Source organism: Rhizobium sp. AN6A, from assembly GCF_900215635.1.
GTDB lineage: Bacteria > Pseudomonadota > Alphaproteobacteria > Rhizobiales > Rhizobiaceae > Agrobacterium > Agrobacterium tumefaciens.
Window position 1 is genome coordinate 191,370 of record NZ_OCNC01000004.1, and the last position, 16,350, is coordinate 207,719.

Sequence of the window (16,350 nt, forward strand, 5' to 3'; positions counted from 1 at the left end):
CCTTCTTTCTCTGGCCGCATCGCCCCGCTGGCCGATTCTTGAAAACTCAACTTGGAAACCTCAGGCTCACGCCACGAGGCCACTCAGAAACTCTCTTTCAGCCATTGCCCTACCCGGGCTATCCGGCCGCTACCCGTACCAAACGGCGAGAACATTCCGCCTTGCGCCGCATGAATTTCGATGTCCGCCACCTGCGGATAGATCATCAGTCCGCATGCGGTTGAAAATGCCGGTCCCTTTGCCGCAACCGGAAGACCCGCAACCCCCATGGGGCGACCGATACGAACGTTGCGGGCAAGAATGCGCCGTGCCGTTTCCGGCAGCCCCGTCAGCTGGCTCGCGCCGCCCGTCAGGACAACACGTTTGCCGACGATGGGGCTGAAGCCGGACTTCTGGATACGATCACGGATCAATTCCAGCGTCTCTTCGATACGCGCCCGCACGATGCGGGTAACAAGTGCCCTTGAAACTTGCGATGGTTGATCGCGATCATCTTCGCCAATCGGCGGGATCGAAATCATGTCGCGCTCATCCGCGCCATTCAGCAAAGCCGAACCATGCACCACCTTCAGTCTCTCCGCATCTTCGATTCGTGTCGAGAGGCCTCGTGCAAGATCTGTCGTAACGTGATGGCCGCCAAGGCCGATCGCGTCGGTATGAATGAGACGGCCTTCGGCGAAAACCGAGATCGTCGTGGTGCCGCCGCCCATGTCGATGGCCGCACAGCCAAGCTCGACCTCGTCATCGACCAGTGCCGCAAGACCGCTGGCATAGGGCGTCGCCACCATGCCCTCGACCGAAAGATGCGCGCGATTGACGCAAAGCTCGAGGTTCTTCAGCGCCGTGCGCTCGACAGTCACCACATGCATGTCGACACCGAGAAGATCGCCATACATCGACAGCGGATCACGAATGCCGCGCTCGCCATCCAGCGAATAGCCTGTTGGCAGCGAATGCAGGATCGCCCGGTCCTGACGCATGGACTGCTGGCTCGCCGCCACCAGAACCTTGCGCAGGTCGCTTGCTTCCACTTCCTGTCCGCCGAGATCGATGCTCGCGGTATAGATGTCGCTTGCCAGCCTGCCAGCGGAAACATTGACGATCAGGCTATCGACGGTCAGGCCAGCCATGCGCTCGGCCGCATCCACCGAAAGACGGATCACGCCTTCGAGCGCGTCAAGATCGGCGATCACGCCGGACTTCACACCCCGCGAGCGCTGGTGACCAATGCCGATGATTTCCACCTTGTGGGTGCGACCCGGCAGAATTTCGCTTTCCTGGCGCGGCGTCAGCCGTCCGATCATGCAAACGACCTTGGTCGAGCCGATGTCGAGCACCGAGACGATGTGGCTGCGCTTGGAAGACAGCGGCTTCAGGCGAGGCAGACCGAAATGGGAAGAACCAAAAAAGCTCACGTGTTCTTCTCCGCTTTCTTGAGTGCCTTCGTGCGTGCATCTACCGCCGTCTGGCGGCGCTCTGCTGCGCCTTCGGTCAACTGGATCGTGGTGCGGTCCGTCAGGCGCAGATCGACGGCAGCGACATCACGCGACAGAACCTTTTCCTCGAGATCGAGCCGTGCCAGCAATTGCAGTGCCTGCGGCAGGTTCTCTTCCGGCAGCTTGACGACGATGCCGTTGTCGAGATGCAGATCCCAGCGGCGGCCGGCAATGCGAACATAGGCGCGAACGCGGTTGCGAATTTCCGGCCAATCGGCCAGTTGCGCAACGAAGCCGGCAGCACCCGTTTCCGCGTCACGTCCGACGAACAGCGGCAGGGCGGCAAATTTATTGTCACGCAGCGGCGCGATCACGCTGCCGCTTTTTTCGATCAGCGAAAGTTCCGTGCCATGCTGCCAGATGCCGAAAGCTTCACGCTCCTTCAGGCGAACCTCAACCGTCTTCGGATAGACCTTGCGGATATCGACATCTTCGACCCAGGGAAGCTGGACGAGCTTGCGGCGTGCCGCATCGATATCAAGCGCAATCAGGGAGGTGCTGCCGTCAAGGCCGAGAAGCTGGAAGACTTCGATTTCCGATGTCTGCAAATTGCCGGATACCTTGACGTCTTCAACCGCGAAACCGGCGGCCGATGTCGTGGTCTGGGTGACGATATTCGTATGTCCGCCAAGCGACATGCCGTAAAGCCCGATCACCGCGTAAAAGGCAACAGCCGAAATCGTGCCGGTATGGGCGGGAATGTGGATGCGTCCGGTTGCAAGGCTGACACCGAAACGCACGAAACGACGCAGCGGACGCGGCAGCACCCTGCGATCGTCGGCATTTGCCGTCGCCACGAATTGCTCGCGCTTTTTTGCCGTCGACTTTTTGCCGGTCACCGCAAACACGAAGCGTCCTCCACCATCCAGCTGACAAGGTTACCAAAGGAGCGGCCAGCATGGGCCGCCATTTCCGGCACCAGGGAGGTCGGCGTCATGCCCGGCTGCGTATTCACTTCAAGCCAGATAACTTCGCCATCTTCTGAGAAGCGGTCGTCGTAACGAAAGTCTGAACGGCTTACGCCACGGCACCCGATCGCCCGATGCGCCATAACCGCCAGTGTTTGAATTTTTTGGTAAATTTTTGGTGAAATTTCTGCCGGAATGACATGCTTTGAGCCACCGGCTGCGTATTTAGCGTCATAATCATAGAAATTGTGACCCAGCGGCACCACTTCCGTGACACCTAACGCCTCGCCGTCGAGCACGCCGCAGGTCAGTTCACGACCATGAATGTAACGCTCGACCATGACCTGATCGCCGTAACGCCATTCCGACGAGGTGAGGATTTGCGGCGGATGCGACTGGTCTTCCTTGACGATCACCACACCGAAGCTCGAGCCTTCGCGCACCGGCTTCACGACGTAGGGCGGCGCAAGCGGATGTTCGCTGGTGAATTCGAACCGGTTCATGACGCGTTCGGCAGCCACCGGAATGCCGGCAGCCGCAGCCACTTTCTTGGCCTGCGCCTTGTCCATGGCAAGTGCAGAAGCGAGCACGCCGGAATGGGTATAGGGAATGGCGAGATATTCGAGAATGCCCTGAATGGTGCCGTCTTCACCGAAGGGGCCATGCAGCGCATTGAAGGCGACATCCGGGCGCAGCTCGCCGAGTACGGCGGCGATATCGCGCCCCACATCGACCCGGGTGACCTTGTACCCCTCGCCCTCAAGGGCGAGCGCGCAAGCATTCCCGGACGAGAGGCTGACCGGCCGCTCCGACGAAAACCCACCCAAAAGAACAGCTACGTGCTTGCCGCCCATCGATACCTCTGACACCAAATCTCCGCTACGATCCGCACCGGAACCAACCGAATTTGACGAACGGTGATTCTGGCACATGATCCTTGAGATCAGTTAAACGCCATTAAGGTTAATGAATCGTTTACTTTCGTTAACCGCCGCGCCCAACATGCCAGTTCCATTAAAGAATCAGCATCGATCCGAATTACCTCCTTGGAATCAGAGAGTTGCACGGATTGCAACATGCAGGTTTTCAATGATCGGAAATAGAACGAGGGTGCCGCACACTTCTATCCCTGATAAAGACAAGGCGAAAACGTTAACGGATGACGCTTTTCCCCAGCGAAAATTATCTGACGTTTCAGCGTTTTAAATCCGTCGCCTGAATCAGTCTCTCAATCTTGAGACTGCGTCTCGCACACGCTGCGGTCCCTGTCGCACCAGCCGATCACATTGTCCGCATTATTTCTTTTTTAGCATTCCAAAAGAACAAAAATTGCGTTAACGCAGTCAATGCCCCCCAAGGCATGACATGCAATCATCCAAAAATGGGACCAAAACCATGACTGACGCGATATCTCCGGTATCGCCGACAGCTGGCAATCCGAACGTTGTAAAGACAAATTCGCCTGCACGAGTTCTCACCGCCAGCCTGGTCGGCACGACCATCGAGTTTTTCGATTTTTACGTTTACGCCACGGCCGCAGTGCTCGTGTTTCCGACATTGTTCTTCCCGAACAATGATCCGATGACGGCACTTCTGGCATCCTTCGCCACCTTCTCCATCGCCTTTTTCGCCCGCCCGCTCGGCGCCGTCGTTTTCGGCCATTATGGTGACCGCGTCGGCCGTAAAGCTACGCTTGTCGCCGCTCTGCTGACCATGGGCGTATCGACGGTCGTGATCGGCCTTCTGCCGTCCTATGAGACAGCCGGTGTTCTGGCACCTCTGTTGCTGGCGCTTTGCCGCTTCGGTCAGGGCTTCGGTCTTGGCGGAGAATGGGGCGGCGCGGTCCTGCTGGCCACGGAAAACGCTCCTCCCGGCAAGCGCAGCTGGTACGGGATGTTTCCGCAGCTCGGCGCGCCCGTCGGTCTGTTCCTCTCCTCCGGCGTCTTCTGGATCCTGCTGCACTTCATGTCGCAGGAAGCGCTTCTGAGCTGGGGCTGGCGCATTCCCTTCGTCGCTTCGATCATCCTGATCGCGGTTGGCATGTGGGTTCGTCTGTCGATCACCGAAACGCCTGCCTTCCAGAAGGCAATCGAAAAGGAAGAACGTGTTGCCGTGCCGGTCGTGGAACTGTTCCGCAACCACAAGCGCAGCCTCGCGCTCGGCACTTTCGTGGCGCTGGCCACCTTCGTGCTGTTCTATATCGGTACCGCCTATCTGCTGTCCTACAACGTCAAGGTTCTGAAAATCCCGTTCCTCGACGCACTCGAAGTGCAGATCATGGGCTCCATCGTTTTCGGCATCTTCATCCCGATCGCCGGCAAGCTCGCTGAGCGCTTCGGCCGTCGCGAAATCCTGATCCTGACGACGGTGCTGATCGGCCTGTTCTCGTTCCTGCTGCCTACCCTGATGACAGGCGGCGAAGGTTCGATCTTCATCTTCGCGGCTCTTGCGATGACGCTGATGGGCATGACCTACGGCCTGATTGGAACGGCGCTTGCCGCCCCCTTCCCGACAAGGGTGCGCTACACCGGCTCGTCCATCACCTTCAACATGGCCGGCATCTTCGGCGCATCGCTGGCGCCCTACATCGCCACATGGCTGCAGGTGAATTACGGCATGGGATATGTCGGATATTACCTCTGCGTATCCGCCCTCATCACGCTCGCCTGCATTCTTCTGTCCCGCAAGGATGAAGTCTGAGCGACAGGTCACTAAAAGATCAGGGCCGCGAAATCACCTTTCGCGGCCTTTTTCGTCTGTGATGATCCTCAGGCGATAATTTGACGGCCACTTTTCGCGCCCGAAGAACAGATGCGATTACGCCCACTACGTTTCGCCTCATAGAGCGCCATATCCGCACTGTGCATGACCTTCTCGAAAATCTCCCTGTTCCCGCGCAAGGCCACACCTATCGAGATGGTGGTACTGATCTGCAAATCCTGAAAATGAACCGTTGTCGTCGCGATCTTCTCACGGACGCCTTCGCACTGTTCCAGGAACCGGTCCGGGGAAAGGGTGTGGACGACGACAAACTCTTCACCGCCCATCCGCGCCACATGAGCGGCTTCATCGAAACCTTCCCGAATTGTCTTGGCGACACTGGAGATAACCATGTCACCAGCCAAATGTCCGTAGCTGTCATTCACGGACTTAAAATGATCAATGTCGATAAATGCGACGCAATATGGCGTGCTCAGGTGAACGCAATTCGAATAAAGACCTAGCCGGTTGTGAAGACCTGTCAGAGCATCAGTCTGGCTGAGCTGCGCAAAGCGCTCGTGTGACTGGATCAGTAACTGCATCTGCCTCGCATTGAGCCAGCAAATTAAAAAGCCGACGGTGAAAGAGATTGTCGAACTAAGGACCAGGCCGATTGTGAGCCCATTGCTCAAGTCCGATACCAAGTCCAACTGCGCCATCGTCAGGATCGCAACGACACAGATAACGGCGGCTATGGAAGCGATCAGGCAAGCCAATCGAAATGATGACTGTACCGGATCAAGCCGACGCCATCCATCCGGTGTCGCCACGGTGAAAGTCGTTATCGCGACGAGTTCGCTTAAAAAACGTGACAGCTGTCCGCTTACGCGATCGGCAATGAAAATGCTCATAAATATCACCCAAGCAGTAGAGTGGCGTAACGCTGCCTCTCCCGTAATCTAATACTGCTTATAGATGAAAACTATTGATCGACCGTTACCCGTCGCCAAGGGTGATATGAAACAAAAACTCCTGGCCGCTTGGTGCTGCCAGGAGAGATATAGAACGGCTAACGCTGTTGCTCATGGCAATCGCGAGGCATCGCAATTTTCAGGCACCGAGGAAGGGTTCCACTTCACGACCCGGCATGAATAGCCCAAGCCGTTTGATTTCCCACTCCAGCCGAATGCCCGACTTCTCGAACACGCGCTTGCGAATGGTCTCGCCCAGATATTCCAGATCGTAACCGGTCGCATGGCCGGTATTGATCATGAAATTGCAATGCAGCGATGACATCTGCGCACCGCCGATGACCAGACCGCGGCCGCCCGCTTCGTCGATCAGCTCCCAGGCGGAATGACCTTCGGGGTTCTTGAAGGTCGATCCACCGGTCTGTTCACGGATCGGCTGCACGGTTTCGCGGTGGTGACGCACGGCGTCCATATCGGCGCGGATCTTCGCGCGGTCTTCCGGATAACCCTCAAACAGAGCGCCGGTGAAGATCAGACCGGCATCGGCGCCGGAGTGGCGATAGCTGTAATCCATATCCGCATTGGAGAGCACATGCTGGTTGCCCTGACGGTCCACCGCATAAACTTCCACGACACGCTCACGCGTTTCACCACCGTTGGCGCCCGCATTCATGCGCAGCGCGCCGCCGATGGAGCCGGGAATACCGTAGTAGAAATGGAAACCGCCAATGCCATTATCCATGGCCATCGCGGCAATATGCTTGTCCGGGCAGATCGCGCCTGCCTTGATGCGATTTTCACCCGAAAGCTCCACCGAGCCGAAACCCTTGGCGGAAAGACGGACGACGACACCGGGAATGCCGCCATCGCGCACCAGAAGGTTCGAGCCGACGCCGACCACGGTCAACGGCACGTCCTCCGGCAGGATTTTCAGGAATGTAACCAGATCGTCGGTATCGTGCGGCTGGAACATGACTTCCGCAAGACCGCCGGCTCTGAACCACGTCACGCGGTCCATCGGCGCATCCGGTGTCAGACGTCCCCGCAATTCCTTTACCCCGTCGCCGAGCCTCCCCAGCAATTTAACCCCATCGACCTGTCTCATTCAGACTTTCCTGATATGCTCTTCAATTCCGAAGGCAGCACTGCCGCCCATTGCGTGATATTTCCGGCCCCCAAGAGAACCACGAAATCACCCGGATTTGCAATGCCTGCAACCACTGACGCGAGATCTTCCCGTTTTTCGAGAAAACGGGCATCGCGATGGCCGGCAGCCCTGATCGCGGAGACCAGCGCTTCCGAGCTTGCGCCCTCGATCGGATCTTCGCCCGCTGCATAGACCGGAGCAAGAATAATCGTATCGGCATCGTTAAAACAATGCGCGAAATCATCAAACAGGCTCGAAAGTCGGCTGTAGCGGTGCGGCTGGTGCACGGCGATGATGCGACCCTTGCAGGCTTCGCGCGCGGCTGCCAGCACAGCCTTGATCTCAACAGGATGGTGACCGTAATCGTCGAAGACCTGCACGCCATTGGCTTCGCCCGTCAGCGTGAAGCGCCTCTTGACGCCGGCGAAGGAGGCAAGGCCCTTCTTGATGTCCGCTTCCGAAATACCGAGACGATTGGCGACGGCAATCGCAGCCGTTGCGTTCGAAACATTGTGGCGACCTGGCATCGGCAGGACGAGGTCGGTGAAGGAGAATATCTTGCCGGTGCGGCGACGGCGAATTTCCACATCGAAGATAGACCGCGTGCCGTCGATGCGCACATTCGAAAACCGCACGTCGGCCTGTGGGTTCTCACCATAGGTGATGACCTTGCGGTCTTCGATACGCCCCACCAGAGCCTGCACCTCGGGATGGTCGAGACACATGACGCCAAAGCCGTAGAACGGAACATTCTCCACGAATTGCCGGAAAGCAGCGCGCACGGCGTCGAAATTGCCGTAGTGGTCAAGATGTTCCGGGTCGATATTGGTGATCACGGCCACATCGGCCGGAAGCTTCAGGAATGTGCCATCGGATTCATCGGCCTCCACCACCATCCACTCGCCCTCGCCCATGCGGGCGTTGGTGCCATAGGCGTTGATGATACCGCCGTTGATCACGGTCGGGTCGAGATTGCCGGCTTCCAGCAGGGTCGCGACCATCGAGGTCGTCGTGGTCTTGCCGTGCGTGCCACCGATGGCAATGGCGTTGCGGAAACGCATGAGTTCGGCCAGCATTTCGGCACGGCGAACGATCGGCAGGTGTTTTTCCCGCGCGGCGATCAGCTCCGGATTGTTCTTCTTGATCGCGGTGGAAACGACCACGACCTCGGCATCACCGAGATTATCCGCCGTGTGGCCGACGAAGACCTCGATGCCCTTGTCGCGCAGGCGCTGCACATTGGCGCTGTCGGCCTGGTCGGAGCCCTGTACGCGATGACCGAGATTGTGAAGCACTTCGGCAATGCCGCTCATGCCGATCCCGCCAATGCCGATGAAATGGACAAGGCCTATGGCTTTCGGCATCTTCATGCCTCAACTCCTTCAATGTTCTTCTTGAATTCCTGTACGGACTTTCCGCTCGCAATCGCCTCGACCAGATCGGCCAGCACATCCGCCGCATGCGGTTTTCCTGTCGCCTTGGCCGCCGCCGCCGTTGCGGACAACCGATCCGGCTCGGACAGCGCCGAGGACAGAAGGCCGGACAGCTTCTGCGGCGACAGTTCCGCCTGCTTGATGACGCTTGCGCCGCCGGCTGCCGAAAGCGCTGCCGCATTGGCCGCCTGATCGTGATCCAGCGCATGCGGATAAGGCACGAGGATCGAAGGTCGGCCGATGACCGAAAGCTCCGATACCGTCGATGCACCAGAACGGCTGATGACCAGATCGGCCTCACCGATGCGCGAGGCCATGTCGCCGAAGAAAGGCGAGACATCCGCCTTCACGCCCAGCTTCTGATAGGAGGCGATCACGCTGTCCTTGTCTTCGGGGCGCGCCTGCTGGGTCACGACGATGCGCTTGCGCTGCTCGTCCTTCAACAGGCAGATCGCCGCCGGAACCGCGCTGGAAAAGAACTGCGCGCCCTGGCTGCCGCCGAAAACCACAAGCTGGAACGTCTCGCCGGTTTGCGAAGGCGTATAGGGTATCTCTGACGCCGCCAGCACCGCCGGGCGCACGGGATTGCCGGTCGCAACCGTCTTGTCGGAATATTGGCCGTTGGCAGGCGGCAAAAAACCACCGGCAATCGCCTTCACACGGGCCGCCAGCGCCTTATTGGCACGACCCATCACCGCATTCTGCTCGTGAATGATCGATGGCACGCCAAGCCCGGTCGAGGCAAGCAGCGGCGGCACGGTGGGATAACCGCCAAAGCCGACGACCGCAACCGGCTTCAGCTTCGTGATCAGCCGGCGCGCTGAACGCAGCCCTGTCCACAGCTTCCACAGCGAACGCGCCACGGAAATCGGGTTTTTCGAACCGATGGTGGCGGATGGAACGACGTGAATTTCTTCCGCCGGAAACTTTCCCGCATAACGCTCGGCACGGCTGTCGGTGACCAGATGCACCTGATAACCGCGCGCTTTCAGTGTATGCGCCAAGGCCTCGGCTGGAAAGACATGGCCGCCGGTACCCCCGGCGGCGAGCAGAACAATACCCTTGCTCATGATCATTTACTCCGCAGGAACGCCGGAACCGACGCGGAAGAAGCTGCGCTCCTGCGCCCTCTTTTCCGGCCTGTGGCGTGTCAGCGCCAGAAGGAAGCCTGCCGTGACGCAGATCGCCATCATCGACGAACCGCCATAGGAAATCAGCGGCAGCGTCATGCCCTTGGCGGGCATCAGCTCCAGATTGACGCCGATATTGATCATTGACTGCATGCCGATCTGCAGGACCAGACCGGCCACGGCAAAGCGGCAGAAATCGTCTTTTTCCTTGAAGGCATGCGAGAGGCCGCGCAACACGATGAAGGCGAAGATCGCCACAAGGAACATGCAGAAAACAATGCCGAATTCTTCCGCCGCCACCGAAAAGATGAAGTCGGTATGGCTGTCGGGAATGATACGCTTGACGATGCCCTCACCCGGGCCGCGACCGAACCAGTCGCCACGAATGATCGCCTCGCGCGCCGTATCCACCTGGAAGGTATCACCCTCACCGGTCCAGAAACGGTCGATACGGCCGGCGACGTGCGGCAGCAGCAGATAGGCGGAGACGATGCCGAGAACGCCGAGGCCGCCGAGCACGATGATCCAGAACCAGGGAACACCGGCCATGAAGAACATGCCGCCCCACACCACCGATGTCAGGATGGTCTGGCCGAAGTCGGGCTGGGCGATCAGAAGTGCCGCCACGATACCGAAGGTAATGATGGCAAAGAGGTTGCCGGGAATTTCGGGGTGGCGCGCACGTTCGGCAAACAGCCAGGCGCAGACGATGACGAAGGCGGGCTTCATGAATTCCGATGGCTGGATCGAGAAGCTGCCGATGGAAATCCAGCGTCGTGCGCCCTTGACCTCGATACCGAAGAACAGCGCGAAAATCATCATCAGCAGCGACGCGATCAGCATCATCACCGCCACGCGCCGGACCTGACGCGGCGACAGGAAGGAGAGACCGATCATGATCGCCAGCGAAGGCACCATGAACATCGCCTGACGTTCCACGAAGAAGAAGCTGTTGAGACCGATGCGTTCGGCAACCGCCGGCGATGCCGCAAATGACAGCATCAGGCCGATGCCCATCAGCGCGATGAACGCCGCCAGAAAGAAACGGTCGATGGTCCAGAACCATTCCGCGACCGGACCGCGATCAACTCGGCTTACCATGGCATCAGCCCCCTTTTCCAGAGTGAACGAGCATCGTCATGCCATCGAGCGCCGCAACCTGCGCGACGAACGAATCACCTCTGATTTCAAAGTTCTTATATTGATCGAAGCTTGCGCAAGCCGGGGATAACATCACGATATTGCCGGCCGTCGCATCTTTTTCCGCATCCGCCGCCGCATGCTGCACCGCCTTGTCCAGCGTGCCGGATATTTCGTAAGGCACGGCTTCGCCGAGCGTCGCTGCAAATTCCGCCGCCGCCTCGCCGATCAGATAGGCCTTGGCGATGCGCGGAAACAAGGGCGCAAGGCTGGCGATTCCGCCGGCCTTTGGCAGACCGCCCGCGATCCAGAAGATGCGCTCATAGCTCGACAAGGCCGGTGCTGCTGCATCGGCATTGGTGGCCTTGCTGTCATTGACGAAAGTGACATTGCCGCGCTGACCGACCGGCTGCATGCGATGCTTGAGGCCGGGGAAAGACTTGAGACCGGCGCGAACGTCCTCTTCGGAAACGCCGACGGCAAGGCATGCGGCAATTGCAGCCGCTGCATTCTGGGCATTATGGCTGCCGCGAAGCGTCTGGATACCGTCGAGATCGACCAGCAGCGAGGACTTGCCGCCATGCGCCCGCAGGATGCGGCTGCCTTCGGCATAAAGACCTTCGGAAACGACATTGCGCTTGGAAATGCGCTCCACCTTCACGCCGGCACGCTCGATGCGGTCGGCGATCAGCGTGGAATAGCTGTCATCAACGCCGACAATTGCCGTGCCACTACCGGCCACAAGCCGTTCCTTGACATCGGCATAATGCTGCATGGTGCCGTGGCGGTCGAGATGGTCAGGCGTCAGATTGAGCAGAATGCCGGCCGTCGGATTGATCGTCGGCGCCAGGTCGATCTGGTAGGACGAGCATTCAACGACGTAGAAACGCTGTGCCTTCGGCGGATCGAGGCTCAGCACCGCAGTGCCGATATTACCGCCGAGTTGTGTATCGCGGCCCGAAGCCTTGAGGATATGGGCAATCAATGCGGTCGTCGTGGATTTGCCGTTCGTGCCGGTGATGGCGATGAAGGGGCAATCCGGCGCATGCGCCCGGCGCTCGCGAATGAAAAGCTCGATATCGCCGATAACCTCGACACCCGCCGCCCGGGCAAGATCGACCGACCAGTGCGGCTTCGGATGCGTCAGCGGCACGCCGGGTGCGAGCGCGAAAGACGAAAAGGAATGCCAGTCTATCGTTCGAAGATCAGCCGTCGTCATGCCTTCGGCCTCAGCCGTGGCGACGCTGTCGGGATTATCGTCGAAAGCAACGACATCCGCCCCGCCGGCAACCAGCGCCCGGGCCGTGACGAGGCCCGAACCCCCAAGCCCGAAAAGCGCCACCTTCTTACCTCTGAACGACGAGACCGGGATCATCGCTCACCTCAGCTTCAGCGTAGCGAGGCCGAGCAGCGCCAGACCGACGGAAATGATCCAGAAACGGATGACCACCTGGCTTTCCGTCCAGCCTTTTTTCTCGAAATGATGGTGGATGGGCGCCATCAGAAAAACGCGCCTTCCTGTGCGTTTGAACCAGAAAACCTGGATGATGACCGACAGCGTTTCCATCACGAACAGGCCGCCGACGATGACCATGACGATCTCGTGCTTGGTGGCAACAGCGATGGAGCCGATGAGGCCGCCGAGCGCCAGCGAACCCGTATCACCCATGAATATGGCAGCGGGCGGCGCGTTGAACCACAGGAAGCCGAGGCCAGCCCCGACCACCGCGCCGACGATGACGGCGAGCTCACCCGTTCCGGGCACGAAGTTGATCTGCAGGTAATTGGCGAAAACCGCGTTACCGGCGAGATAAGCAATCACACCGAAGGTGGCGGCTGCAATCATGACAGGCACGATGGCGAGACCATCGAGACCGTCGGTCAGGTTAACCGCATTGCCGGCGCCGACAATCACGAAAGCACCGAACAGCACGAAGAAATAGCCGAGATTGATCACGAGTTCCTTGAAGAACGGAAAGGCGATGGAGCTTCCGAGCGTGCCGCCATGCGGTGCGGAAGCAAGCGCCACCTTCATCATGAAGAACACGGCAATCGCGGCAATCAGGAATTCGATGCCGAGACGCGCCTTGCCGGAAAAGCCCTTGTCGCTCTGCTTCGTCACCTTGAGATAGTCGTCGTAAAAGCCGATAGCCCCGAAGCCGAGCGTCACCATCAGAACGGCGACGACGTAGACGTTCGACAGGTCACCCCAGAGCAGCGAACCGCCGAGAATACCGGCAAGAATCATCAGCCCGCCCATGGTCGGCGTGCCTGCCTTCTTGAAATGCGTCTGCGGCCCGTCGGCGCGGATCGGCTGGCCCTTGCCCTGGCGCACGCGAAGCGAATTGATGATCGCCGGTCCAAAAAGGAAGACGATCAACGCAGAGGTGAACATCGCCGCACCCGCCCGGAAGGTGATGTACCGGAAGAGGTTGAAGACTTGAATTTTATCCGACAGTTCGACGAGCCAGATCAGCATAATTGCCCTTTCAAAAGGCTATTTCAGACTTGGCGTTCCGTCTCGGGGAATGCCGGATACTTGTCAAGCAGTGCCGCGACAATCTTGCCGAAACCCAGCCCAAGTGACGATTTTACCATCAGCGCATCGCCCGGTTGCACCCATTGCAGGGCGAAATCGGCAAGTTCAGCTGTCGTCGGGAACCAGATGACAGTTACACTGTCCGGAAGCGCATCGCGAAGGGCGGCCATCGCCTCCCCCGCCAGCCAGACATGTTCGATACCCCCGGCCAGCAACGGTCCGGCCAGTTCCTCGTGTAGCTGGGCTGAGAATTCGCCCATCTCCAGCATGTCGCCGAGAACGGCAACGCGACGGCCATAACCCTGCGTTTCTGTTTCCGCAAGCACGGCAATCGCCGCCCGCATGGAGGCGGGGTTGGCGTTGTAGCTCTCATCGATCAGCAGGAAGGAACCGCTTTCAATCATCAGGCGATGGCGCTGGCCGCGCCCCTTGACTGCCTCGAGCGTTCCGAGCACCTCGAAAGCGCGGTCGAGATTGGCGCCGGTAACGGCAACAGCGCCAAGCACCGCCATGGCGTTGTCGGCAATATGCCTGCCGGGAATGTTCAGGTGCAATTCGCTCGTTTCGCCGTTCAGGATCGCCCAGATGGTCGAGCCCGTGGACGTGCTTTCGAAATCGGCCAGCCGGAAATCGGCCTTGGCGTGCTGCCCGAAGGTCAGGATATGCTCGATACCCTGGTCCTGCGCCGCTTCTTCAAGTTGCTCGAACTGGGCGTTGTCACGGTTGAGGATGACGGAGCCGCCCTCCTCCAACCCTTCGAATATCTCCGCCTTGGCGCTCGCGATCTCTTCTATGTTCTTGAAATTGCCCAAATGAGCTGGCGCGATGGTGGTAATGATCGCGACATGCGGGCGCACCATCTTGACCAGCGGACGGATTTCGCCGGAGTGGTTCATACCGATTTCGAAAACGCCGAATTCGGTATCGGCGGGCATGCGCGCCAGCGTCAGCGGCACACCCCAGTGATTGTTGAAGGACGCCACCGCCGCATGAACCCGGCCCGAAGGCGCCAGAGCCTGCCGCAACATTTCCTTCGTCGTCGTCTTGCCGACAGAACCGGTCACCGCGATGATCCGCGCCGTGGTCCTTTCACGCGCCGCAACGGCGAGCTTGCCAAGCGCCGCGAGGACATCCTCCACGACGATCATCGGCACGGTCAGGCGGCCGAGAGCCGGCAGCTTGCCTTCGGCGACGACCAGCAGGCCCGCACCATTGGCGACAGCAAAACTCGTATAGTCATGGCCGTCGACCCTATCGCCCTTGATGGCGAAAAATGCTTCACCAGCCTTCACAGTCCGGCTGTCGATGGAAATGCCGGTGATACCGGTCGGCAGGTTCCCGACGGGACGCCCTGCCGTGATGGCGATCATGTCGGCGACTGTCCATAACCAATTCAAATCTTCAATCCTTCCAGCGCGGTACGCACCTGTTCATGATCGGAAAACGGCAGCGTCACGGAACCGACGATCTGCCCCTCTTCATGCCCCTTGCCCGCGACGATCAGCGTATCGCCGTTCGAAAGCAGCGACACCGCATGACGGATCGCTTCTGCCCTATCGCCAATTTCCAATGCACCCGGCGCGGCCGCCATGACTTCGGAACGGATCGTTGCAGCGTCTTCCGAGCGCGGATTGTCGTCGGTAACGATGACGATGTCGGAAAGACGTGTCGCCACTTCGCCCATGATCGGGCGCTTGCCCTTGTCACGGTCGCCGCCGCAGCCGAAGACGGTGATGATGCGGCCGGAGGTGAAGGGCCTGACCGAGGTCAGAACATTTTCAAGCGCATCCGGCTTGTGGGCATAATCCACATAGGCAAGCGCGCCGTTCTTCGTCTGCCCTACAAGTTCCAGGCGACCGGCAGCACCGATCAGCTTTTCAAGCGCCTTCATGGCCGTTGCGGCGGAGACGCCGGTGGACATGGCAAGACCGGCGGCGACGAGAGCATTGGCTACCTGAAAATCGCCGGCCAGCGGAATGTCGACCTCGTGGATCACGCCGTCATGATGCACTTCGATCAGCTGCTTGTGACGGAAATGCTCTACCCGCTTCAGCGTCAGATAATCGCCCTTCCGGCCAACGGTGCGCACATTGAGGCCTGCATCTGCGGCGGCACGAATGGCCTTATCCGACCAAGGGTCGTCGGCAAAAATGACGGCCGGCGCGCCCTTTTCCATCAGCGTGTCGAACAACCGCATCTTCGCGGCCATGTAGTCCTCGATGGTCGGGTGATAATCCATGTGGTCACGGCCGAGATTGGTGAAACCGGCCGCAGCGAGCTTCACGCCATCAAGGCGACGCTGGTCGAGGCCGTGGCTCGAAGCTTCCATGGCCGCATGGGTCACGCCTTCGGCAGCAAGCTCGGCGAGAAGCGCATGCAGCGTCACCGGATCCGGTGTAGTGAGCGCGCCATAATCTTCGCGGCCGGGAGCGATGACACCCGTCGTACCGATCTGGGCGGCGGCATGGCCAGCGAAAGCCCAGATTTGCCGCACGAAGGAGGCAACGGAGGTCTTTCCCGCGGTGCCGGTAACGGCGACCATGGTTTCCGGCTGTTTTCCGTAAAAACGGGAGGCGGCGAGCGAAAGGTAGAGGCGCGGGTCGGTGACAGCGAGTACCGGCACATCGGCATCCACCGCATGCCCGGAAACGACGGCGACCGCACCCTTGGCGACCGCGTCCTTCACATAGGCCGCGCCATCCGCCTTGGTTCCCGCAACCGCCACGAACAGGCTGCCGGGCGCAGCCTTGCGGCTGTCTGCGGTAATTCCCCCGATTTCGATTGCCCCTATCTCAGACAGGAGCAATTCATTCAATTCCGGAAACGCCGTCCCGGATATATCTCGCAAATTCATCGACTGTGTCCGTCTTGTCCCCCCGGCGCGAT

13 protein-coding genes are annotated in these 16,350 nt (G+C 59.5%); 1 reads left to right on the forward strand and 12 read right to left on the reverse strand.

Translation table 11 applies throughout. The features are described 5' to 3' along the window. Positions 1–83 precede the first annotated feature (83 nt). Genes ftsA through CRO62_RS13590 form a run of 3 tightly spaced genes read right to left on the reverse strand, consistent with a single transcriptional unit; the run spans position 84 to position 3,258 of the window. A complete protein-coding gene (ftsA, locus tag CRO62_RS13580; RefSeq protein ID WP_003513208.1) occupies positions 84–1,415 on the reverse strand; it encodes a cell division protein FtsA in 1,332 nt (443 codons plus the stop codon). Further along, entirely contained in the window at positions 1,412–2,344 is a 933-nt protein-coding gene (locus tag CRO62_RS13585) for a cell division protein FtsQ/DivIB (RefSeq protein ID WP_003513210.1), read from the reverse strand. Before CRO62_RS13585 ends, ftsA begins: the two co-directional genes overlap by 4 nt. After that, on the reverse strand, positions 2,332–3,258 hold the full coding sequence (locus CRO62_RS13590; protein ID WP_097100593.1) for a D-alanine--D-alanine ligase: 927 nt from the start codon (positions 3,256–3,258) through the stop codon (positions 2,332–2,334). The genes CRO62_RS13585 and CRO62_RS13590 overlap by 13 nt, the downstream gene beginning before the upstream one ends. A gap of 541 nt (positions 3,259–3,799) precedes the next feature. Here CRO62_RS13590 and CRO62_RS13595 point away from each other — a divergent pair. Continuing rightward, positions 3,800–5,104, forward strand: coding sequence for an MFS transporter (locus CRO62_RS13595; RefSeq protein WP_097102977.1), 1,305 nt, complete (start codon positions 3,800–3,802; stop codon positions 5,102–5,104). Positions 5,105–5,172: 68 nt separating this feature from the next. Here CRO62_RS13595 and CRO62_RS13600 read toward each other — a convergent pair whose 3' ends face one another. The 9 genes from CRO62_RS13600 to CRO62_RS13640 form a co-directional block, all read right to left on the reverse strand. Beyond that, complete coding sequence (locus CRO62_RS13600; RefSeq protein ID WP_097102979.1) at positions 5,173–6,015, reverse strand: GGDEF domain-containing protein; 843 nt, start codon at positions 6,013–6,015, stop codon at positions 5,173–5,175. A gap of 199 nt (positions 6,016–6,214) precedes the next feature. Continuing rightward, positions 6,215–7,180 (reverse strand): UDP-N-acetylmuramate dehydrogenase, encoded by a 966-nt coding sequence (gene murB, locus CRO62_RS13605; RefSeq protein ID WP_003513214.1) that lies wholly within the window; start codon positions 7,178–7,180, stop codon positions 6,215–6,217. Next, positions 7,177–8,592, reverse strand: coding sequence for a UDP-N-acetylmuramate--L-alanine ligase (gene murC / locus CRO62_RS13610; RefSeq protein ID WP_097100594.1), 1,416 nt, complete (start codon positions 8,590–8,592; stop codon positions 7,177–7,179). The genes murB and murC overlap by 4 nt, the downstream gene beginning before the upstream one ends. Beyond that, the gene (gene murG / locus CRO62_RS13615; RefSeq protein WP_097102981.1) at positions 8,589–9,725 is read right to left on the reverse strand and encodes an undecaprenyldiphospho-muramoylpentapeptide beta-N-acetylglucosaminyltransferase; all 1,137 of its coding nucleotides are present in this window, start codon (positions 9,723–9,725) and stop codon (positions 8,589–8,591) included. The genes murC and murG overlap by 4 nt, the downstream gene beginning before the upstream one ends. 6 nt (positions 9,726–9,731) lie before the next feature. Beyond that, positions 9,732–10,886, reverse strand: coding sequence for a putative lipid II flippase FtsW (gene ftsW / locus CRO62_RS13620; protein WP_065687183.1), 1,155 nt, complete (start codon positions 10,884–10,886; stop codon positions 9,732–9,734). A 4-nt stretch (positions 10,887–10,890) separates the two neighbouring features. Further along, complete coding sequence (gene murD / locus CRO62_RS13625) at positions 10,891–12,300, reverse strand: UDP-N-acetylmuramoyl-L-alanine--D-glutamate ligase (protein WP_097100595.1); 1,410 nt, start codon at positions 12,298–12,300, stop codon at positions 10,891–10,893. A gap of 3 nt (positions 12,301–12,303) precedes the next feature. After that, entirely contained in the window at positions 12,304–13,404 is a 1,101-nt protein-coding gene (mraY, locus tag CRO62_RS13630) for a phospho-N-acetylmuramoyl-pentapeptide-transferase (protein WP_003513226.1), read from the reverse strand. 23 nt (positions 13,405–13,427) lie between these two features. Continuing rightward, a complete protein-coding gene (locus tag CRO62_RS13635) occupies positions 13,428–14,861 on the reverse strand; it encodes a UDP-N-acetylmuramoylalanyl-D-glutamyl-2,6-diaminopimelate--D-alanyl-D-alanine ligase (RefSeq protein WP_097100596.1) in 1,434 nt (477 codons plus the stop codon). After that, on the reverse strand, positions 14,858–16,318 hold the full coding sequence (locus CRO62_RS13640; RefSeq protein WP_013636513.1) for a UDP-N-acetylmuramoyl-L-alanyl-D-glutamate--2,6-diaminopimelate ligase: 1,461 nt from the start codon (positions 16,316–16,318) through the stop codon (positions 14,858–14,860). The genes CRO62_RS13635 and CRO62_RS13640 overlap by 4 nt, the downstream gene beginning before the upstream one ends. Between the last annotated feature and the right edge of the window lie 32 nt (positions 16,319–16,350).